We start from the raw sequence: 19807 nt of genomic DNA on the forward strand, positions 1-19807 counted from the left end.
CAGCGGGCCCGGCTCATCCCCCGATCAGCGCCCGCCAGTGCGCCACCTTGGCGGGGTCCACCGGGGTGTCCCAGCCGGCCGCCCGGACCGCGCCGCCGACGTGGAAGGCGTCGAAGCCCTCCGCGAGCAGCTCGCCCAGGTGCTCCTCGCGCAGGCCGCCGCCGATCAGGATCCGCTGCCGGTAGCCCGGCTCGCCGGCCTTGGCCAACTCGCCCGCCAGCACGGCCCGTCCGGCCTCCACTCCGGCCGCGGCGCCGGAGGTGAGGAAGGTGTCCAGGCCCGGCAGGTCGGCGACCGCGGCGCGCACCGCTGACCGGTCGGCGCTGTGGTCGATCGCCCGGTGGAAGGTCCAGCGGCAGCCGGCCACCGCCTGGGCCACCGCCTGGACGGCAGGCAGGTCCACCGCGCCGTCGGCGTCCAGGAAGCCGAAGACGAACTCCTCGGCGCCCTCGGCCCGCAGCTGCCCGGCCAGGGCGCACAGCTCGTCCAGGCTGCCGGGCGCGAAGCCGTCGCGGATCCGCAGCATCACCCGCAGCGGCAGGTCCACCGCGGCCCGGATCGCGGCGAATTCGGCCCGCCCGGGGGTCAGGCCGTCGGCCGCCATGTCCGTGACCAGTTCGAGGCGGTCGGCGCCACCTGACTGCGCGGCGCGGGCATCCTGCGCGGTCAGCGCGATGACTTCGAAGATTGGTCTAGACATATCGCTACCCTGCCACAACATCCTTCCCCGCCGCGAGCCCCCCGCACCCGAAAGGCGGCCGCTGCCCACCCGTGGGGGTGGGCCACAATGAGCCCCATGCCGACCGACGAGTTGCTGGCCCGCTGGAACCAGGTGCTGACCCGCTGCGGCGCCACCACCGACCCCGAGCCGGCCGGGCGGGAACTGCTGCGCCGCTGGGCCGAGCCGCAGCGCCGCTACCACACCGCCGAGCACCTGGCGGCGGTGCTGGACCGGGTGGACGAACTGGCCGGGCACGCCGCCGATCCCGACACCGTGCGGCTGGCCGCCTGGTTCCACGATGCGGTCTACAAGCCGGACCGCAGCGAGAACGAGGAGCGCAGCGCCGAGCTGGCGGTGCGCGCACTGCGCGAGGCGGGGCTGGCCGAGCAGCGGATCGCCGAGGTGGCCAGGCTGGTCCGACTGACCGTCAGCCACCACCCCGAGCCGGGCGACCGGGACGGCGAGGTGCTGTGCGACGCGGACCTGGCGGTGCTGGGCGGCGAGCCGGACCGGTACGCCGCCTACGCGGCCGCGGTGCGCGAGGAGTACGCCTTCGTCCCGGAGCCGGACTTCCGCGCGGGCCGGGCGGCGATCCTGCGCCAACTGCTCGCGCTGCCCGCTCTCTACCGCACCCCCACCGCCACCGCCCGCTACACCGCGCGGGCCCGCACCAACCTGGCCGCCGAACTCGGCTCGCTCGAAAGCTAGCGCCGTCGAAAGCTAGCGCCCTCGAAAGCTAGCGCCCTCGAAAGCCGGCCTTGCGCACCCGCAGGCCGGCCGCGGTCAGCCGGGCGACCAGTTCCTTGCTGCCCACCGGCACCGCGCCGGCCGCCAGCGCGTCGCGGTAGCGGCTCTCCGGCAGGTCGATGGGGGCACCTCCCGGCCGAAGGCTGGGGGAGATCGCGCTCGAAGCCCCGCTCCGGCACCCCGAGGCGGGCCGCGAAGGCGTGCAGCTCCTGGTACGACACGTCGCTGACCAGGTGCGACCAGAGGCGTCCGTGGCCGGGCCAGGAGGGAGGGTCGATCAGGATCACGCCAGCGACCCGACGGGTGCCACCGCGACGCCCTCCTTGCCGCACACCCAGTGCGGGTCGGGCCCCAGCTCCGGCTCCACGCTCAGCGCGTGCAACTCCCCGTCGCCCGCCGCGCAGGCCTCGCAGAGCGGCCAGCGCCCGTACCCCTCCAGCAGCGCGTCCTGCACGTCCTGGGCGACCAGCCCGACCACGAACTCCGCGCCCTGCGGCCACTGCTCGACCCACCAGCGGCGCTGCGCGACCGCCTCCTCCACCAGCGAGACCACGGCGGCGTCCGCCACGTCCCGGGCGGCCAGGTCGGCGAGGATCAGGGCGCGGGCGGCGTGCAGGGCGGTTTCGGTGTCGGCCATCCGTCCATTGTCCCGCATCCGCTGCCGTGGCCGGCATGCGAAAGGGCGGCCTCCCGAAGGAGGCCGCCCTTTCAGAACACCCGATCCTGAATCAGGATCAGAAGTCCATGTCACCGCCCGGCATGCCGCCGCCGGCGGCCGCGGCGGCCTTCTCCGGCTTGTCGGCGATGACGGCCTCGGTGGTCAGGAACAGCGCCGCGATGGAGGCGGCGTTCTGCAGCGCGGAGCGGGTGACCTTGGCCGGGTCGATGATGCCCTCGGCGACCAGGTCGACGTACTCGTTGGTCGCGGCGTTCAGGCCGTGGCCGGCGGGCAGGTTGCGGACCTTCTCCACCACGACACCGCCCTCAAGGCCGGCGTTGGTGGCGATCTGCTTGATCGGGGCCTCCAGCGCGACCTTCACGATGTTGGCACCGGTGGCCTCGTCGCCCTCGAGCTCGAGCTTGTCGAACGCGACGGAGGCCTGCAGCAGGGCCACGCCACCGCCGGCGACGATGCCCTCCTCGACGGCCGCCTTGGCGTTGCGCACGGCGTCCTCGATGCGGTGCTTGCGCTCCTTGAGCTCGACCTCGGTCGCCGCGCCGGCCTTGATGACGGCCACGCCGCCGGCCAGCTTGGCGAGGCGCTCCTGGAGCTTCTCGCGGTCGTAGTCCGAGTCGCTGTTCTCGATCTCGGCGCGGATCTGGTTGACCCGGCCGGCGACCTGCTCGCTGTCGCCGCCACCGTCGACGATGGTGGTCTCGTCCTTGGTGATGACCACCTTGCGGGCGGTGCCCAGCAGGTCGAGACCGGCGTTCTCCAGCTTGAGGCCGACCTCCTCGGAGATCACGGTGCCGCCGGTCAGGATGGCGATGTCGCCCAGCATGGCCTTGCGGCGGTCGCCGAAGCCCGGGGCCTTGACGGCGACGGACTTGAAGGTGCCGCGGATCTTGTTGACCACCAGGGTCGACAGGGCCTCGCCCTCGACGTCCTCGGCGATGATCAGCAGCGGCTTGCCGGACTGCATGACCTTCTCCAACAGCGGGAGCAGGTCCTTGACCGAGCCGATCTTGGAGTTGGCGATCAGGATGTACGGGTCGTCGAACGACGCCTCCATCCGCTCCAGGTCGGTGGCGAAGTAGGCCGAGATGTAGCCCTTGTCGAAGCGCATGCCCTCGGTGAGCTCGAGCTCCAGACCGAAGGTGTTGCTCTCCTCGACGGTGATGACGCCTTCCTTGCCGACCTTGTCCATCGCCTCGGCGATGAGCTCGCCGATCTGGGTGTCGGCGGCGGAGATCGAGGCGGTCGCGGCGATCTGCTCCTTGGTCTCGACGTTGCGGGCCTGGGCCAGCAGCTGGTCGGAGACGGCGGCGACGGCCTTCTCGATGCCGCGCTTGAGGGCCATCGGGTTGGCGCCGGCGGCGACGTTGCGCAGACCCTCGCGAACCAGGGCCTGGGCCAGCACGGTGGCGGTGGTGGTGCCGTCACCCGCGACGTCGTCGGTCTTCTTGGCGACCTCCTTGACGAGCTCGGCACCGATCTTCTCGTACGGGTCCTCGAGCTCGATCTCCTTGGCGATCGAGACACCGTCGTTGGTGATCGTGGGGGCGCCCCACTTCTTCTCAAGGACGACGTTGCGGCCCTTGGGGCCCAGCGTCACCTTGACGGCGTCGGCAAGCTGGTTCATGCCGCGCTCAAGGCCGCGGCGAGCTTCCTCGTCAAACGCGATGATCTTGGCCATCGGAAGTGGTCCTCCAGGACACTGTCGACTGCTCGGACCGAGGGTGCCCGCGACGGACGGCCCTGGTGTGCGGGGGTCCTGTCCCCTACCGCTCCCGGGGGCCTCACCGACCCGGTCCGTTGTCACTCTCACACTGTGAGTGCTAACGCCAATGATTAGCACTCCGGCATGGCGAGTGCAAGCTCCTCCCGAGGACCGGCACGGAAACGGCGGCAGGCCCGCACCCCGCTCCCCTGACGGGGAACCCGGGTGCGGGCCTGCCGCGCTTGGTCCACCAGCTCGGTGAAGAGCCGAGGCTCCGAGGTCGGAAAGGTCAGACCGCCGCGCGGACCATGTCCGCCTGCGGGCCCTTCTGCCCCTGGGAGATCTCGAACTCGACCCGCTGGCCCTCCTCGAGGGTGCGGTAGCCGTCCATCTGGATCGCGCTGTAGTGGACGAACACGTCCGCACCACCGTCGACCGCGATGAAGCCGTAGCCCTTCTCCGCGTTGAACCACTTGACGGTGCCCTGAGCCATTCCGATCTCCCCTAGTGCTGTGCTGGCCCTTCACGTGCCCGCAGGTCGCGGGCCCGGGTCTGGCGGACCCGCCCGAGGAAACCCCCCTGGGCAGGGCCCTGCGTCCGCAGCGGCCCGCTCTCCGAGTGCCAATCGGCTTCCTGGAGCGGGCAGATGCGTCGACCGCGGCTGAATGTATCCGCATCAGCGCCCTGTGCAACAGGGTCACCGGTTGCCAATTCGGCCGCGGCGCTAAGGGAAAAGCGGGGAGGAATGCGACACGGAATGACAAATGATCGGGGACATAGCGGACGAAAACCGCGAATTGTCCAGATATTTCTGACGAGTCGCCGACATGATTCCACTGATACAGCGGCAGCTACGTCTCAGCGGGCGGACGAGAGCCGGCCCGGTGGGTCGAGGACACCCTATGCCCTGTCGGAGGGCCCCGCGGACACGCCACGGACACGGCCCGGCGCCGACCCGGACACGACCGCGGGGCGCCGACCGGTCCGGCCGGACCGGTCGGCGCCCCGCGAGCCGCTGACGGCGCGTCAGCAGCCCCCGGCCACCGCCGGGATGATCGAGATCTTGGCGCCGTCCTTGAGCTCGGTGGCCAGGCCCTCGGCGAAGCGCACGTCGTCGTCGTCCACGTAGACGTTGACGAAACGGCGCAGCTTGCCGGCGTCGTCCAGAATCCGGGCGCTGATGCCGGTGTAGTTCTGCTCCAGGTCGGCCACCACCTCGGCGAGGGTGGCGCCCTCGGCACTCACCTCGGCCGCGCCGTCGGTGTAGGGGCGCAGGATGGTCGGAATGCGGACGGTGGCAGTCATGCGGGGTTACTCCTTCGGGTGGGGGCTTGCGGGCGGACTCAGCCGAGGCCGGCGGCGCGGAACGAGTCCAGGGTGGGCCGGATGGTCGCGGAGAAACCGGCGTCGGCCACCGCGTCCAGGGTCTTCAGCCCGTCCCCGGTGTTGATCGCCACGGTCTCCTTCGACGGGTCCAGCACTCCGTTCTCGACCAACTTCTTGAGCACGCCGACGGTCACGCCGCCGGCCGTCTCGGCGAAGATGCCCTCGGTGCGGGCCAGCAGCTTGATCGCCTCGACCACCTCGGCGTCGGTGACGTCCTCCACCGCGCCGCCGGTGCGCCGGGCGATGTCCAGCACGTAGGGGCCGTCGGCCGGGTTGCCGATCGCCAGCGACTTGGCGATGGTGTCCGGCTTGACCGGGCGGATCACGTCCTGGCCGGCCTTGAAGGCGGTGGCCACCGGCGAGCAGCCGCTGGCCTGGGCGCCGAAGACCTTGTACGGGCGGTCCTCCACCAGGCCGAGCTTGATCAGCTCCTGCAGCCCCTTGTCGATCTTGGTGAGCTGGGAGCCCGAGGCGATCGGGATCACGATCTGCTCCGGCAGCCGCCAGCCGAGCTGCTCGCAGATCTCGAAGGCCAGGGTCTTGGAGCCCTCGCCGTAGTACGGGCGCAGGTTGACGTTGACGAAGCCCCAGCCCTCGCCGCTCGGATCGCCGATCAGCTCCGAGCAGAACCGGTTCACGTCGTCGTAGTTGCCCTCGATGCCGACCAGTTCGCCGCCGTACACCCCGGCCATCACCACCTTGGGCTGCTCCAGGTCGTGCGGGATGAAGACGCAGGAGCGCAGGCCCGCGCGGGCCGCCGCCGCGCCCACCGCACCGGCCAGGTTGCCGGTGGAGGAGCAGGACAGGGTGGTGAAGCCGAACACCCGGGCCGCCTCGATCGCGCAGGCCACCACCCGGTCCTTGAACGAGTGGGTCGGGTTGCCGGAGTCGTCCTTGATGTGCAGCTGGGCGGTGAAGCCCAGCTCGCGGCCCAGGTTGTCGGCCTTGACCAGCGGGGTCCAGCCCGGGTTCAGGTTCGGCTTGGCCGCCACGTCGGCCGGCACCGGCAGCAGCGGGGCGTAGCGCCAGATCGAGGCGGGACCGGCCTCGATCCGCTTGCGCAGCTCCTCGGCCTGGTAGCCGCTGTAGTCGTAGGAGATCTCCAGCGGGCCGAAACACTCGAGGCAGGCGAAGCTCGGGCCGAGCGGGAAGGTGGTGCCGCACTCGCGACAGGACAGCCGGGCGGCGGGGCCGAGGTCGACGGACAGCTCGGCGGGGGTAGCGGTAGCCATGATGGCGGAGGCCTCTCTCCTCATCTTCCCCGTGACGCGGGCGCGCCACAGGCCGGAATTGGCACCTGTCCTGCCGGGGCCTGCTACAGGCCGGTAGGAAGGTTGCCGGGACGTCAACGGGCCGTTCCCTCAGTCCCTCTGGATGAGCTCTGTGAAGTTGTGGTCCGCGCTCTGGTCGACCCCGCCGTGCGAAGGTCGGAACGCAGTACGAAGACTGTAACGGAAGGGCGGAAGGGTGGGGCCTTCCGTCCGAGGTGCGAGACGCGACGAACGAGGAGCGAGACATTGGCCGCCGTGGATCCTGGGGACGCGCTGCTGCCCGAGGCCGCCGACTGGCTGCGCCGCCGGTCCTGGACCGCGGACCGGTGGCCTGTCGAACGGCTGCTGGCCGCCAAGCGGGCGGCCGGCGCGGCCGGGACGGTCAGCGTGGTGCTGCCCGCGCTGGACGAGGAGACCACGGTGGGCGCGATCGTCGAGGTGGTCCGGCGCGAGCTGATGGAGAAGGTGCCGCTGGTGGACGAGCTGGTGGTGGTCGACTCCGGCTCGGCGGACGGCACCGCCGCGGCGGCGGCCGCGGCCGGGGCCGCGGTGGTGCACCGGGACGCGGTGCTGCCGCGGCTGGCACCGGTGCCCGGCAAGGGCGAGGTGCTGTGGCGCTCGCTGCTGGTGACCCGCGGCTCGATCGTCTGCTTCATCGACGCCGACCTGCGCGAGTTCGACCCGGCCTTCGTCACCGGGATCGTCGGGCCGCTGCTCACCGACCCCGGGCTGCAGCTGGTCAAGGCGATGTACGACCGGCCGCTGGAGGCGGACGGCGCGGTGGTGGCGGCCGGCGGCGGCCGGGTGACCGAGCTGGTCGCCCGCCCGCTGCTCAACCTGCACTGGCCGCGGCTGGCCGGCTTCGTGCAGCCGCTCGGCGGGGAGTACGCGGCCCGCCGCTCGCTGCTGGAGCGGCTGCACTTCCCCACCGGCTACGGGGTGGAACTGGGCCTGCTGGTGGACGCGCTGGAGCTGGTCGGGCTGGACGCACTGGCCCAGGTGGACGTCGGGGTGCGCCACCACCGCCACCAGGACAGCCAGGCGCTGGGCCGGATGGCCGCCACCATCTATCGCACCGCACTGGAGCGGCTGGACCGCACCCACCGCCTCAAGGCCGCCGAGGACCTGGCCCGCCCGGTGCTCACCCAGTTCTCCCGGGACCCCGACTCCGGCGGCTTCCGGGCCCACAGCCACGCGGTGTCGGCCACCGAGCGGCCCCCGATGATCGAGGTGCCCGAGTACTCGGCCTCCCGTACCGGGTTTGCCACCGGAGATCCCCGGCAAGGTTGAGGACATGGCCGATCTCACGAGCGCGCGCATCCTGGTGGCTTCCAACCGGGGGCCGGTCTCGTTCAGCAGCGGCCCTGACGGTGCGCTGACGCTCAAGCGCGGCGGCGGCGGGCTGGTCTCGGGGCTCTCCGCGATCGACGACCCGAACGCCGTGTGGGTCTGCGCCGCGCTGAGCGAGGCGGACCGGCAGGCGGCCCGGCAGTCGCCGCAGGGCCGGCTGGACCGCGGCGGCTTCGACGTCGGCGGGCAGGCCGTGCGGATGCTGGACCTGGACCCGGAGGTCTTCGACCAGGCCTACAACGGGGTGGCCAACTCGACCCTGTGGTTCCTGCACCACCAGCTCTACAACACCCCCGTCGCCCCGGCCTTCGACGCCGAGGCCGCGCAGCGCTGGCAGGGCTTCACCGCCTACAACCGGGCCTTCGCCGAGGCGCTGGCCGCCGAGGCCGCACCGGGCGCCGCCGTGCTGGTGCAGGACTACCACCTGAGCCTGGTCCCCGAGCTGCTCCGGGAGCTGCGCCCGGACCTGCGGATCAGCTACTTCCTGCACATCCCGTGGGCCCCGGCGGACTACTTCCGGCTGCTGCCCGAGGAGCAGGCCCGCGCGGTGCTCACCGGCGTGCTCGGTGCCGACCGGGCCGGCTTCCACACCCGCCGCTGGGCGCTGGCCTTCGCCGAGTGCTGCGCCGAGGTGCTGGACGCCGAGGTGGACCGCACCGGGCTGACGGTCCGCCACCAGGGCCGCACCACCCGGCTCGGCGTGCACAGCCTGGGCGCGGACGGCGAGTTCCTGCGCGAGCGGGCGCACCGCCCCGACGTGGACGAGCGGCTGGCGGCGCTGCGCGCGGCGGTCGGGCCCCGGCGCACCATCGTGCGGGTGGACCGCACCGAGCTGAGCAAGAACATCGTGCGCGGCCTGCTCGCCTACCGGCACCTGCTGCGCAGCCGGCCCGAGTGGCGGGGCAAGGTGGTGCACGTTGCCTTCGCCTACCCGTCCCGGCAGGACCTGGTGGAGTACCGCGACTACACCGCGGCGGTGCGCCGGATCAGCGAGGAGATCAACGCCGAGTTCGCCACCGCCGACTGGCAGCCGCTGATACTCCAGGTCGAGGACGACTTCGCCCGTTCGCTGGCCGCCTACCGGCTGGCCGACGTGGCGCTGGTCAACCCGATCCGGGACGGGATGAACCTGGTGGCCAAGGAGGTCCCGGTGGTCTCGGAGGCGGGCTGCGCGCTGGTGCTCTCCCGGGAGGCGGGCGCCTGGGCGGAGCTGGCCGAGGACGCGATCGGGATCAACCCGTACGACGTGCTGGGCACCGCCGACGCGCTGCACCGGGCGCTGACCATGCCGGCGGACGAGCGCACCGAGCGGACCAAGCGGCTGGCCGCGGCGGCCACCGCGCTGCCGCCGCAGCAGTGGTTCCTGGATCAGCTGGCGGCGCTGAGCTCCTGAGCCAGCTCCTCCAGCAGCGCGACCACCCCGCCGGGCCCGGGCACCACCAGGTCGGCCCGCTCGGCCACCTCGCGCACCGGCGGCTCGCCGGTGACCGGGCCGCTGGCCACCAGCAGGCCGGGCAGGCCCTGCCCGCGCAGCCGCTCCACGGCAGCGAAGGCGGCCAGGTCGCCCAGGTCGTCGCCGGCGTAGAGCACCGCGCGGGCGCCGCGCTCGGCGAGCAGTCCGGTCAGCGCCGCCCCCTTGTCCACGCCGGGCGGGCGCAGCTCCAGCACCATCCGGCCCGGCTCGACCACCAGGCCGTGCGCGGCGGCCAGCTCCGCCAGCGGGGCGCGCAGCAGCTCGAGCACCGCGTCGGGGTCGTCGGTGCGCCGGGTGTGCACCGCCAGCGAGCGCTCCTTGTCCTCGACCGCGATGCCCGGCGGCAGCGCCAGCCCGGCCAGCAGGCCCGGCAGGTCGGCGCGGAGCGCGGCCACCCCGGCGGGCGGCGGCGGGGCGGTCAGCTTGCCGGTGGCGCCCTCCCAGCGCTCGGCGCCGTAGTGGCCGAGCACCACCAGGTCGGCCAGGCCCGGCTGGTCGGCGAAGCCGCCGAGCCGCACCGCGCCGAGCGCCGGGCGGCCGGTGACCACCGCCAGGCCGCCGGTCAGCGGGGCCAGCCGGGCCAGGGCCGCCGCCGCGCCGGGGTGGGCGCGGGCCTGCTCGGGGTCGGTGACGATCGGTGCCAGGGTGCCGTCGAAGTCGAAGGCCAGCACGGCGCCGGCCGGGTCGGCCAGCAGTGCCGCCAGGCCCGCTCGGCCTGCGGGGGTGGTCGGTTCCAGCGCGATGCCCATGGCCGCCAACCTACCCAGGACCCCGGGGCGGCTAACTCACCGCGCCGCGCGGCGCGCCGCGCGGAGCCGGCGCAGCCGGTTGACCAGCACCGGCTGGGCGGCGAGCGCCTCGGGGCGGTCCAGCAGGGCGTTCAGCAGCTGGTAGTAGCGGGTCGCCGAGACGCCCAGCTGCTCGCGCACCGCCTGCTCCTTGGCCCCCTGGGTGCGCCAGGGCCGGGCCTCCAGGGCCAGCACCGCCTGCTCGCGTTCGGTCAGTTCCGTCACCCGGCCATTGTCCGCGAGCCGGGCGCCGCGACAAGCCGCGCCACCCGCCGCGGCTACAAGCCGCGCTGGCGCTTGGAGGCGTCCTCGGCGAACTGCTGCAGTTCGCCCAGGACCGGCGCCGGGTCGCTGGTGACGGCCTTGCCGATGTCGGTCTTCACCTTCCCGCTGACGGTGTCCCAGGCCGGGTCGCCCAGCGGGTAGAAGTTGGCGGCCGGCAGCGCGTCCAGGAAGGGCTTGAGGTCGGGGTGCTTGCCGCTGTTGGTCATGTCCTCCAGGGTGTCCTGGGTGACCGGGAGCAGGTTGTACTGCTCGTCGAAGGCGAGGGTGTTCTCCTTCGTGTAGGCGAAGTTGAGGAACTCCCGGATCTGGCTGCGGTGGTTGTTGGCCTTGAAGGCCAGCATCCAGTCGGCCACGCCCAGGGTGCGGTTCTTGGCCTGCGGATCCTTGCGCGGGATCTGCGCGGTGCCGTAGTCGATGTGGCCGCCGGTGGCCTTCTGGACCAGCGCGGGGTGGCCGTTGAGCATCGCGACCCTGCCCTTGGCGAAGTCGTCGAAAGCGGTGGCCCGGCCGACCGTGCCCGGGTCGGGGTAGGTCAGCCGGGTGTCGACCAGGTTGGCCTTGAGCCAGCCGAAGGTGTCCTCGTTGGCCTGGCTGTCCAGGGTGTAGAGGCCGGCGTCGTCGGTCAGGCCGCCGCCGCCGCTCATCGTCCACATCATCGACTCGGCCTGGGCCTCCTCGGGCCCCAGCGGCAGGCCGTACGGGATCACCCCGGGGACCTTGGCCTTGATCAGTGCGGCGTCCGCCTTCAGCTCGGACCAGGTGGCGGGCGGCTGGGCGATGCCGGCCTTGGCGAAGATCGCCTTGTTGTAGAAGAAGGTCCGCGAGGAGGAGACGAACGGGATCCCGTACTGGGTGCCCATCACCTGCCCGGCCCGGCTGAAGGCGTCCAGCAGATTGGCCTCGGTGTCCATCGAGAGCACCTCGCTGGCCTCGTAGAGCCGGTCGGCCGCGACCTGGTCCGCGTAGCCGCCGGTCTGCACCAGGTCGGGGGTGTGGCCGTTCTTGACCATCTCGGCGACCCGCTTGTCGATGTCGGTCCAGTTGATCACCTGGACGTCGATCCTGATCTTGGGGTGGTCGGCCTGGAACCGCCGGGCCAGGTCGTCCCAGTAGTGCTGGGAGCTGTTGGTGGGGTTGTCCCCGTAGTCGGCGGCCACCAGCTTGAGGGTGACCGGGCCGTCGCTGCCGATACCGAGGACGCCGCAGCCGGAGAGCAGCAGCGCGCTGCTCGCCAGGGCGGCACTGAGCCGGGACTTCAAGGAACGGACCGCCTTAGCGCGCGGGTGAGGGGAAGGTGGCGAGAAGGTTGCCAAACCCGCGGCCCACTGGTCTACACCAAGATGACGGACCGTTACCGAAGTGCCCGCCGCCGTTGCGCGATGCGCAACGGCGGTCTCGGCCGGCTGTCGGACCGTCAGGCCCCCGGGCTGCTCAGGCCGTCGGACCCCGCGGGCTCCTCAGACCGTCAGGACCTGTATTCCCGACTCGGCGAAGGAAGCGGCCAGGTCCTCGTCCACCGCCTCGTCGGTGACCAGCACGTCGATCCCGTCCAGCGGGCAGATCCGGGCGAAGGCCCGCCGGCCGAGCTTGGAGGAGTCGGCCGCCACCACCACCCGGCGGGCCCGCTCGGCCAGCAGGCGGTTGACGCTGGCCTCGCCCTCGTGGTGCGCGGTGGCGCCGGCCGCCACGTCCAGCGCGTCCACCCCGAGCACGGTGACGTCCAGGGTCAGCTCGGTCAGCACGGTGGCGGCCAGCGGGCCGATCAGCTCGTAGGACTGCGGGCGGGCCACCCCGCCGGTGACCACGATCTTCACGGACGGACGGACCGTCAGTTCGTTGGCGATGTTGAGCGCGTTGGTCACCACGGTGAGCGGCTGGCCGGCCCCGGCCTCGGCCCGCTCGGTCAGCTCGGGTCGCACCGCGAGCGCCCGCGCCACCTCGGTGGTGGTGGTGCCGCCGTTCAGCCCGACCACCTCGCCGGGGGCGATCAGCTCGGCCACCGCCCGGCCGATCCGCTGCTTGGCACCGGCGTTGCGGGCGGTCTTGTAGCGCAGCGGCAGGTCGTAGGAGACGTTGTGCGCCACCGCGCCGCCACGGGTGCGGGTGACCATCTGCTGGCGGGCCAGCTGGTCCAGGTCCCGGCGGATCGTGGCAGCCGACACGCCGAGCGCGGCGGCTGCCTCCTCGACCTCCAACTTGCCATGCTCGGCGAGGAGTTCAAGAAGTCCGTTCCACCGCTCGTATCTGGACACGCAGCGCCTTCCCTCACGCTCGACCGGCAGGTATCGAGACAGCGTCGCACAGCCCCGCCGCAGTGCGGCCGGGTCAGTTGGATCCGGTCCAGGGGATTGCGCAATCATGCGCGAAAGAGCTATAAATCAATCAGTTTCAAGCAGAGACGAGAGGGGCGCCACCGGCATGACCGCGACCGACAGCTCACTGACCGCCGAGGAACTGGCCACCCAGCCGGACTGCTGGCGCCGCGCCGCCGCCCTGGCCGGCTCAGCCGCCGCCGCCCTGCCGCAGCGCGGCGAACGGGCGGCCGTGGTCGGCTGCGGCACCTCCTGGTTCATGGCGCAGGCCTACGCGGCACTGCGCGAGGCCGGCGGCCACGGCGAGACGGACGCCTTCGCGGCCTCCGAGTTCCCCTACGCCCGGCGCTACGACCGGGTGCTGACGATCACCCGCTCGGGCACCACCACGGAGGTGCTGGCCCTGCTGGAACGGCTGCGCGGCACGGTGGCCACCACCTCCCTCACCGGCGACCCGGCCACCCCGGTGATGACCGCCGCCGACCAGGTGGTGGTGCTGGACTTCGCCGACGAGCGCTCGGTGGTGCAGACCCGGTTCGCCACCACCGCGCTGGCCCTGCTCCGCGCCCACCTGGAGGCCGAGGGCGCACTGCCGGCCGGCGTGGCCACCGTGGCCGAAGCGGCCGCCGACGCCGAGCGGGCGCTGGCCGAGCCGCTGCCCGAGGGCGTGGTGACGGCCGACCAGATCACCTTCCTGGGCGCCGGTTGGACCAACGGCCTGGCCCAGGAGGCCGGCCTGAAGATGCGCGAGGCGGCGGGCTTCTGGACCGAGTCCTACCCGGCGATGGAGTACCGGCACGGCCCGATCGCGATCACCTCGCCCGGCCGCGCCGCCTGGATGTTCGGCGCCCTGCCGGACGGCCTGGCCCAGGACATCGCCCGCACCGGCGGCCTGCTGGTGGCCGGTTCGCAGGACGGCGGCCTGGACCCGCTGGCCGACCTGGTCCGGGTGCACCGGCTCGCGGTGGCGGTCGCGGCCGCCCGCGGACTGGACGCGGACAACCCGCGCTCGCTGACCCGCTCGGTGCAGCTGTGACCCCGGACGCAGTGACACCCTGAGAACCACCAGCACCCGGAGCGACCAAACTCACCCTTCGTGGATCAGACCAATACGAACACTGGACTAGACCTCTCATCCTCGGGCAAGGGAAACTGTCCCCCGTGAAGCACGTCATCGCACTCGATGTAGGCGGCACCGGCATGAAGGCCGCGCTGCTCGCCCAGGACGGCTCCGTGCTGTTCGAAGCACGCCGACCGACCGGGCGGGAGCACGGCACCGACGCCGTCGTCGCCACCATCCTCGACTTCGCCGCCGACCTCGCCGAGGAGGGCCGGCGCCGGTTCGACCACGGCCCGCTCGCGGCCGGGGTCGCGGTGCCGGGGACGATCGACGAGGCCAACGGGATCGCGGTCTTCTCCGCCAACCTGGGCTGGCGCGACCTGCCGATGCGCAAGCTGCTCGGCGAGCGCCTGGGCGGCCTGCCGGTCGCCCTCGGCCACGACGTCCGCTCCGGCGGGCTGGCCGAGGGGCGGATCGGGGCCGGCCAAGGGGTGGACCGGTTCCTGTTCATCGCGCTGGGCACCGGCATCGCCGGCGCGATCGGGATCGACGGCCGGATCGAGGCCGGCGCGCACGGCTACGGCGGGGAGATCGGCCACGTGGTGGTCCGCCCCGGCGGACCGGCCTGCGGCTGCGGCGCCCGCGGCTGCCTGGAGACGCTGGCCTCGGCCTCCGCGGTCTCCCGGGCCTGGGCCGAGGCCAGCGGTCGGCCGGCCGCCGACGCCGCCGACTGCGCGCTCGCGGTGGAGGCCGGCGACCCGGCCGCGCTGGCGGTCTGGCAGCGCGCGGTGGACGCCCTGGCGGACGGCATCGTGCTGGCGCAGAGCCTGCTCGACCCGTCGACGGTGATCGTCGGCGGCGGGCTGGCCGAGGCCGGCGACACGCTCTTCACTCCCCTGCGCGCGGCGGTGGCCGAGCGGTTGACCTTCCAGATGCCCCCGAAGGTCGTCCCCGCCATGCTCAAGGACACCGCCGCATCCCTGGGTGCCGGCTTGCTCGCCTGGGACCTGCTGACGATGGAGGTGACCGCGTGACCGCGGACGTGACGCGACTGGCCGGGGCCCGGCTGGTGCTGCCCGGCGGAGTCGTCGAGGACGGCCGGCTGGCCTTCTCGGGCACCACGATCAGCGAGATCGGCGGTGAGGGGGCGCCCGGCGAGCTGGACCTGACCGGGTACACCGTGGTCCCCGGCTTCGTCGACCTGCACGTGCACGGCGGCGGCGGCGCGTCCTACGCCTCCGGCAGCGCCGAGGAGGCGCTGACCGCGGCCCGCACCCACCTGGAACACGGCACCACCACCACGATCGCCTCCACCGTCACCGGGGAGATCGACGAGGTGTGCCGGCAGGCCGCGGTCCTGTCCGAACTGGTCGAGGACGGGGTGCTGGCCGGGGTGCACTTCGAGGGACCGTTCATCTCGCCGGGCCGGTGCGGCGCGCACCGCCCGGACCTGCTGCGCGACCCGGACCCGGCGCTGGTGCGCAAGCTGGTGGACGCCGCCCGCGGCACCGCCCGGATGGTCACCCTCGCCCCCGAACTGCCGGGCGGCCTGGAGTCGGTGCGGATGCTGGCCGACCTCGGCGTGATCGCGGCCGTCGGCCACACCGACTCCGACTACGCCAAGGCGCTGGAGGCGATCGAGGCCGGCGCCACCGTCGCCACCCACCTGTTCAACGCGATGCCGGGGATCCAGCACCGCGCGCCGGGCCCGATCGTGGCCCTGCTGGAGGACGAGCGGGTCACCGTCGAGCTGATCAACGACGGCGTCCACCTGCACCCCTCGGTGCTCGACCTGGCCTACGGCACGGCCGGCGCCGGGCGGGTCGCGCTGATCACCGACGCGATGGGCGCGGCCGGCATGGGCGACGGCCTCTACCCGCTGGGCCCGCTGCAGGTCCGGGTCCAGGACGGGGTGGCCCGGCTGGTCGAGGGCGACTCGATCGCCGGCTCCACGCTCACCCTGGACGTCGCCTTCCAGCGCTCCGTGCTGGTCAACAAGCTGAGCCTGGCTCAGACCGTGCAGTCCGTCTCGACCACCCCGGCCGCCCTGCTCGGGCTGGCCGGCACCACCGGATCGCTGACCGTCGGCCACCACGCCGACCTGGCGATCCTCGACTCCCAGACGTACGACCTGGTCGCCGTGGTCCGCCGCGGCGAGTGGATCAAGGGCGCCGAGCGCTTCTCCCGCGCGGTCTGAGCCCGGCTCGGATTCCCCCGGGAGGCGTGCGGCGCCACCGCACCCGCACACCTCCCGAGGGACACCCATGCCACTGGCCACCACCGCCGAACTGCTCGCCCGGGCCGCCGCCGACCGCCGGGGCCTGCCCGCCTTCAACGTGATCACCCTGGAGCACGCCGAGGCGGTCGCCGCCGGAGCCGAGGTCGCCGGCACCCCGGTGGTGCTGCAGATCAGCCAGAACGCGGTCGCCTACCACGGCGGCCGGCTGCTGCCGCTGGCCCGGGCCTGCGCCGAGATCGCCGTGGCCTGCGCGGTGCCCGCGGCCCTGCACCTGGACCACGTGGAGGACTTCGAGCTGCTGCGGGCCGCGCCCGCGGCCGGCTTCTCCTCCGCGATGTTCGACGCCTCCGCGCTGCCGCACGCCGAGAACGTCAAGGCCACCGCCGAGGCGGCGGCCTTCGCGCACCGGCACGGCCTGCACCTGGAGGCCGAGCTGGGCCGGGTCGGCGGCAAGGACGGCGAGCCCCCGCTGCCCGCGCACGCCCCCGGCGCCCGCACCGATCCCGCCGAGGCGGCCGACTACGTGGCCGCCACCGGGGTGGACGCGCTGGCCGTGGCGGTCGGCAGCTCGCACGCGATGACCAGCCGCACCGCCGCCCTGGACCTGGAGCTGGTCGCCCGGCTGACCGCCGCGGTCCCGGTGCCGCTGGTGCTGCACGGCAGCTCCGGGGTGCCGGACGGGCAGCTGCGGGCGGCGGTGGCGGCCGGCCTGGTCAAGATCAACATAGGCACGGCCCTGAACACCGCCTTCACCCCCGCGCTGCGGACCGCGCTGGCCGAGCTCCCGGAGGCGGTCGACCCGCGCAAGGTGCTGGCCCCGGCGCGCGCCGCGATGGCGGCCACCGTCGCACAACTGGCCGCGGTGGTGGCGCTGACGGAGGGTCAGCCGGCGGCTGCGGGGCTCGGGTAGTCGCCGTTGGCGTCCATCCCGGTGACGGCGACCTGGTCCACCAGGACCGGGCCGCCGGCCGGGGAGACGGTGATCGCGTTGGTGCCGGCCTGCAGCTGCGGCCATATGTTCGTGTAGGACCAGGACTGCGACTGGTCGCCGCCCTTGCTCCAGCTCTTGAAGGTGGTGCCGCCCGGGTGGTCCTGGCCGTTGACGGTGACCGCGGTCTTCACCGCCTCGCCGTTGTTGCTGTAGTGGATCCAGAACTTGTACTGACCCGCCGTCGGCACGGTCACCGTCCAGGTGGCGGAGGTGCCCTGCTGGAGCGTCAGGTAGCTGCCGTCGGCGGAGATCGCGCCCTTCACGGTGGCGGCCAGCTGCGCGCCCTGGGCCTGGGCCTTGCTGGCGTCCAGGAAGCCGTTGCCCGGGGCACCGGTGCTGCTCGGGGCGGAGGCGGCCGGCGAGGGCGAGCTCGGCGCGCTCGACGAGGCGTGGCCCGCGCTGGGGGCCGGCCCGGGGCCGGCCTCGTTCTTGGCCTTGCCGTCGTTGCCGGACAGCGCGATGCCGGAGCCGATGGCGATGGCCGCGACCACCGCCACCACGCCGAACACCGGGGCCTTGCCGCGCCCGCGGGGCTCCACCTCGCCCGGCTGCGGGCGGGAGCGCTCGGCGTAGCGGGGCTGCTGGTGCGGCAGCTCGGTGGTGGCCTCGGCGCCCGGGCGGGGCGGGTGGGCGGCCTGGGGACGCGGCGGCTGCAGGCCGTAGGCCTGCTGCCCGTACTGGGCGCGGCCCACCTCCATCGGGCGGTAGGCGGTGCGCGGCTGGACTGCCGGGTCCTCGCCCTCGGCCGGGCGGTAGAGGTAGCCGAACGGGTCCTCTTCCTGCGGGGTGCGGCCCTTGGCCTCCTCGGGCTCCTGGCTGCTGGCCGTCATCGCGCTGGTCACTCCCCACTGCCGGGCTTGGTCGCCGGGCCTGGCGACCCGCCGTCCACGGCACCCTACAGGGGTTCAGACCGCCCGCCGGTGCGAGCGTTCGCCGCGGGCGCCGCGCACCGCGCCGCCCCGGGCCCGCTTCTCGTCGTACATCCGCTTGTCGGCCTGGTGCAGCACCTCGTCGATGCTCATCCCGCAGCCGGCCCAGCCGATCCCCAGGCTCACCCCGACCCGCATCACCCGGCCGGCTATCCGCATCGGCGGCACGATCGCGGTGCGCAGCCGCACCGCCAGGTCGGCCGCCTCGCCCGGGTTGATCCCGTCGGCCAGCACCACGAACTCGTCGCCGCCGAGCCGGGCCACCGTGTCGCCCTCGCGGACCGCCGCCTGCAGCCGCCGGGCCACCTCCACCAGCACCGCGTCGCCGGCGTTGTGGCCGAACCGGTCGTTGACCGACTTGAAGCCGTCCAGGTCGCAGAAGAGCACCGCGAGCCCCTTCTGCGAGCCGCTGCGGGGGGCGGGCGGACCGGGCCAGGCCTGCTGCGGCGGCTCCTCGCCCTCGGGGGGCACCACCGCGTGCACGTGCTGCTCGCCGGGCGGACCGACCGCGGCGTGCGGCTGCCCGGGCACCTGGGCGCCGCGCTCGGCGTAGCCGTGCACCAGGGTGGAGCGGTGGCCGGCCCCCGGATCGCCGTAACCGCCCTCCTGCGGCCCGCCGACCCAGGACGGGAGGTCGGACCCCGCCCGCTGCCCGTGCGGCCCGTAGAAGCCCGCCGAGGCGTGCGCCGGGGCGGCGCCCTCCAGCGCGCAGCCGGCTGGTCCGGCCGCCCCGTGCGCCGCCGCGCCGCCCGGGCCCTGCGGCAGCGCGCACAGCCGCCGGCCCAGCCGGGCCCGCAGCTCGGCGCCGTTGGGCAGGCCGGTGAGCGCGTCGTGGCTGGCCCGGTGGGCCAGCTGCTGCTCGTGCCGCTTGCGCTCCTCGATGTCCTCGACGTGGGTGAGCAGGAAGCTGGGGCCCTCGGCCGCGTCCGCCACGATCGAGTTGCGCAGGCAGACCCACTGGTAGCCGCCGTCGCGCCGGGCCAGCCGCAGCTCGGCCCGGCCGCTCTCGGCGCTGGTGCGCTCCAGCAGGCCGCGGTCCTCCGGGTGGACCAGGTCCAGGAAGCTCTGGTGGCGCAGGCTGGCCCTGGGGCGGCCGAGCAGCCGGCACAGCGCGTCGTTGACCCGGGTCAGCTGGCCGCGGGCGGAGCCGTGCAGCTCGGTGATCGCCATCCCGCTGGGGGCGTACTCGAAGGCCTGCCGGAAGCTCTCCTCGCTGGCCCGCAGCGCCTGCTGCTCCTTCTCCAGCCGGGCCAGCGCGCGCTGCATCTCCGCCCGCAGCCGGGCGTTGCCTATCGCGATCGAGGCCTGCAGCGAGAACATCTCCAGCGCCTCGCGGGTCCAGGCGCCCGGGCGCTTGCCGCTGCGCGGGCGGTCCACGCTGAGCACCCCGAGCAGGTCGCCGCCGGCGCTGTACATCGGGGCCAGCAGGCCGTCCTCCGGGTGCCAGTCGTTGGCGTAGACCGGCAGCGGGCCGTCCCCGGTCCAGCGCGGGATGTCCGTGCCGACCGCCCAGCCGCGGTCGTGCGGCAGGAAGCGCAGGGTGCCCCAGTGATCGGCCACCGCGAGCAGCCGGTCCCAGGACTCCCGGGTGCCGATCTGGCCCAGCAGCACCGAGGGGCCGCCGTACTCGCGCTCCTCGTACTCCCACACGGCCGCCACCACCAGGTCGCCGTCGGGGCGCACCAGGCTCACCGCGGCGGCGTCGAAGCCGAGCCCGTGCACCGAGCCCTCGACCACCGCCTGCAGGGTGCCCGCCAGGCTGCGGGCAGCATTGAGGTCCGCCACGACCCGGTGCAAGGTGCGGAGGGTCGCCAGGCGGACGTAGGGCTCCGACTCGGCTTCCATGCGGGGACTCCCCGGCTTCTTCGGATAG

Annotated in this window: 19 protein-coding genes, 1 pseudogene and 1 riboswitch; of the genes and pseudogenes, 7 read left to right on the forward strand and 13 right to left on the reverse strand. The window is 73.6% G+C overall.

Annotated elements, in window-relative coordinates; all coding sequences use genetic code 11:
- Positions 1–13: 13 nt before the first annotated feature.
- A complete protein-coding gene (locus C7C46_RS06620; protein ID WP_110666715.1) occupies positions 14–700 on the reverse strand; it encodes a copper homeostasis protein CutC in 687 nt (228 codons plus the stop codon).
- 96 nt (positions 701–796) lie between these two features.
- Here C7C46_RS06620 and C7C46_RS06625 point away from each other — a divergent pair, with 96 nt between their 5' ends.
- Positions 797–1429 (forward strand): HD domain-containing protein, encoded by a 633-nt coding sequence (locus tag C7C46_RS06625; protein ID WP_342775376.1) that lies wholly within the window; start codon positions 797–799, stop codon positions 1427–1429.
- 28 nt (positions 1430–1457) lie between these two features.
- Here C7C46_RS06625 and C7C46_RS35845 read toward each other — a convergent pair.
- From C7C46_RS35845 to thrC, 6 genes and pseudogenes are all read right to left on the reverse strand, one after another.
- Positions 1458–1755: pseudogene (locus C7C46_RS35845) on the reverse strand (DUF4031 domain-containing protein).
- On the reverse strand, positions 1752–2105 hold the full coding sequence (locus C7C46_RS35850) for a hypothetical protein (protein WP_220040567.1): 354 nt from the start codon (positions 2103–2105) through the stop codon (positions 1752–1754). Before C7C46_RS35850 ends, C7C46_RS35845 begins: the two are co-directional and overlap by 4 nt.
- Positions 2106–2202: 97 nt before the next feature.
- Positions 2203–3825, reverse strand: a complete 1623-nt coding sequence (gene groL / locus C7C46_RS06635) for a chaperonin GroEL (protein ID WP_110666717.1) — start codon at positions 3823–3825, stop codon at positions 2203–2205.
- 313 nt (positions 3826–4138) lie between these two features.
- Positions 4139–4342 (reverse strand): cold-shock protein, encoded by a 204-nt coding sequence (locus C7C46_RS06640; RefSeq protein ID WP_030289665.1) that lies wholly within the window; start codon positions 4340–4342, stop codon positions 4139–4141.
- 533 nt (positions 4343–4875) lie between these two features.
- Complete coding sequence (locus C7C46_RS06645; protein WP_110666719.1) at positions 4876–5154, reverse strand: MoaD/ThiS family protein; 279 nt, start codon at positions 5152–5154, stop codon at positions 4876–4878.
- Positions 5155–5192: 38 nt separating this feature from the next.
- On the reverse strand, positions 5193–6467 hold the full coding sequence (thrC, locus tag C7C46_RS06650; RefSeq protein ID WP_110666721.1) for a threonine synthase: 1275 nt from the start codon (positions 6465–6467) through the stop codon (positions 5193–5195).
- Between the two features lie 17 nt (positions 6468–6484).
- Positions 6485–6616, reverse strand: a riboswitch (SAM riboswitch).
- A 163-nt stretch (positions 6617–6779) separates the two neighbouring features.
- Here thrC and C7C46_RS06655 point away from each other — a divergent pair.
- A complete protein-coding gene (locus tag C7C46_RS06655) occupies positions 6780–7796 on the forward strand; it encodes a glucosyl-3-phosphoglycerate synthase (RefSeq protein ID WP_110666856.1) in 1017 nt (338 codons plus the stop codon).
- 4 nt (positions 7797–7800) lie between these two features.
- Entirely contained in the window at positions 7801–9249 is a 1449-nt protein-coding gene (locus tag C7C46_RS06660; protein ID WP_110666723.1) for an alpha,alpha-trehalose-phosphate synthase (UDP-forming), read from the forward strand.
- Here C7C46_RS06660 and otsB read toward each other — a convergent pair.
- From otsB to C7C46_RS06680, 4 genes are all read right to left on the reverse strand, one after another.
- Positions 9225–10079 carry a trehalose-phosphatase gene (gene otsB / locus C7C46_RS06665; protein ID WP_110666725.1) on the reverse strand — a complete coding sequence of 285 codons (855 nt, stop codon included), beginning with the start codon at positions 10077–10079 and terminating at the stop codon, positions 9225–9227. The two genes, C7C46_RS06660 and otsB, sit on opposite strands and share 25 nt — an antisense overlap.
- A gap of 36 nt (positions 10080–10115) precedes the next feature.
- The gene (locus C7C46_RS06670; protein ID WP_110666727.1) at positions 10116–10343 is read right to left on the reverse strand and encodes a DUF3263 domain-containing protein; all 228 of its coding nucleotides are present in this window, start codon (positions 10341–10343) and stop codon (positions 10116–10118) included.
- A 53-nt stretch (positions 10344–10396) separates the two neighbouring features.
- On the reverse strand, positions 10397–11662 hold the full coding sequence (locus tag C7C46_RS06675; RefSeq protein WP_110666729.1) for an extracellular solute-binding protein: 1266 nt from the start codon (positions 11660–11662) through the stop codon (positions 10397–10399).
- Positions 11663–11860: 198 nt separating this feature from the next.
- The gene (locus C7C46_RS06680) at positions 11861–12655 is read right to left on the reverse strand and encodes a DeoR/GlpR family DNA-binding transcription regulator (protein ID WP_110666731.1); all 795 of its coding nucleotides are present in this window, start codon (positions 12653–12655) and stop codon (positions 11861–11863) included.
- A 166-nt stretch (positions 12656–12821) separates the two neighbouring features.
- On the opposite strand from C7C46_RS06680, the gene C7C46_RS06685 reads away from it, so the two are divergent.
- From C7C46_RS06685 to C7C46_RS06700, 4 genes are all read left to right on the forward strand, one after another.
- A complete protein-coding gene (locus C7C46_RS06685) occupies positions 12822–13751 on the forward strand; it encodes an SIS domain-containing protein (RefSeq protein ID WP_110666733.1) in 930 nt (309 codons plus the stop codon).
- Positions 13752–13876: 125 nt separating this feature from the next.
- A complete protein-coding gene (locus C7C46_RS06690; RefSeq protein WP_110666735.1) occupies positions 13877–14809 on the forward strand; it encodes an ROK family protein in 933 nt (310 codons plus the stop codon).
- A complete protein-coding gene (gene nagA / locus C7C46_RS06695) occupies positions 14806–15972 on the forward strand; it encodes an N-acetylglucosamine-6-phosphate deacetylase (RefSeq protein WP_110666737.1) in 1167 nt (388 codons plus the stop codon). The genes C7C46_RS06690 and nagA overlap by 4 nt, the downstream gene beginning before the upstream one ends.
- 67 nt (positions 15973–16039) lie before the next feature.
- Entirely contained in the window at positions 16040–16924 is an 885-nt protein-coding gene (locus C7C46_RS06700; protein ID WP_110666739.1) for a class II fructose-bisphosphate aldolase, read from the forward strand.
- On the opposite strand, the gene C7C46_RS06705 is transcribed toward C7C46_RS06700, so the two are convergent.
- Positions 16897–17835, reverse strand: a complete 939-nt coding sequence (locus C7C46_RS06705) for a carbohydrate-binding protein (protein WP_110666741.1) — start codon at positions 17833–17835, stop codon at positions 16897–16899. The genes C7C46_RS06700 and C7C46_RS06705 overlap by 28 nt on opposite strands.
- Before the next feature lie 75 nt (positions 17836–17910).
- Positions 17911–19779 carry a GGDEF domain-containing protein gene (locus tag C7C46_RS06710; RefSeq protein ID WP_110666743.1) on the reverse strand — a complete coding sequence of 623 codons (1869 nt, stop codon included), beginning with the start codon at positions 19777–19779 and terminating at the stop codon, positions 17911–17913.
- Between the last annotated feature and the right edge of the window lie 28 nt (positions 19780–19807).

This window comes from Streptomyces tateyamensis (assembly GCF_003205575.1).
GTDB classification, from domain to species: Bacteria; Actinomycetota; Actinomycetes; order Streptomycetales; family Streptomycetaceae; genus Kitasatospora; species Kitasatospora tateyamensis.

Bases quoted from the DNA above. Each gene is read 5' to 3' on its own strand.
- C7C46_RS06620 (WP_110666715.1), bottom strand. From the start codon at position 700: ATGTCTAGACCAATCTTCGAAGTCATCGCGCTGACCGCGCAGGATGCC.
- C7C46_RS06625 (WP_342775376.1), top strand. From the start codon at position 797: ATGCCGACCGACGAGTTGCTGGCCCGCTGGAACCAGGTGCTGACCCGC.
- C7C46_RS35850 (WP_220040567.1), bottom strand. From the start codon at position 2,105: ATGGCCGACACCGAAACCGCCCTGCACGCCGCCCGCGCCCTGATCCTC.
- groL (WP_110666717.1), bottom strand. From the start codon at position 3,825: ATGGCCAAGATCATCGCGTTTGACGAGGAAGCTCGCCGCGGCCTTGAG.
- C7C46_RS06640 (WP_030289665.1), bottom strand. From the start codon at position 4,342: ATGGCTCAGGGCACCGTCAAGTGGTTCAACGCGGAGAAGGGCTACGGC.
- C7C46_RS06645 (WP_110666719.1), bottom strand. From the start codon at position 5,154: ATGACTGCCACCGTCCGCATTCCGACCATCCTGCGCCCCTACACCGAC.
- thrC (WP_110666721.1), bottom strand. From the start codon at position 6,467: ATGGCTACCGCTACCCCCGCCGAGCTGTCCGTCGACCTCGGCCCCGCC.
- C7C46_RS06660 (WP_110666723.1), top strand. From the start codon at position 7,801: ATGGCCGATCTCACGAGCGCGCGCATCCTGGTGGCTTCCAACCGGGGG.
- otsB (WP_110666725.1), bottom strand. From the start codon at position 10,079: ATGGGCATCGCGCTGGAACCGACCACCCCCGCAGGCCGAGCGGGCCTG.
- C7C46_RS06685 (WP_110666733.1), top strand. From the start codon at position 12,822: ATGACCGCGACCGACAGCTCACTGACCGCCGAGGAACTGGCCACCCAG.
- C7C46_RS06700 (WP_110666739.1), top strand. From the start codon at position 16,040: ATGCCACTGGCCACCACCGCCGAACTGCTCGCCCGGGCCGCCGCCGAC.
- C7C46_RS06705 (WP_110666741.1), bottom strand. From the start codon at position 17,835: ATGACGGCCAGCAGCCAGGAGCCCGAGGAGGCCAAGGGCCGCACCCCG.
- C7C46_RS06710 (WP_110666743.1), bottom strand. From the start codon at position 19,779: ATGGAAGCCGAGTCGGAGCCCTACGTCCGCCTGGCGACCCTCCGCACC.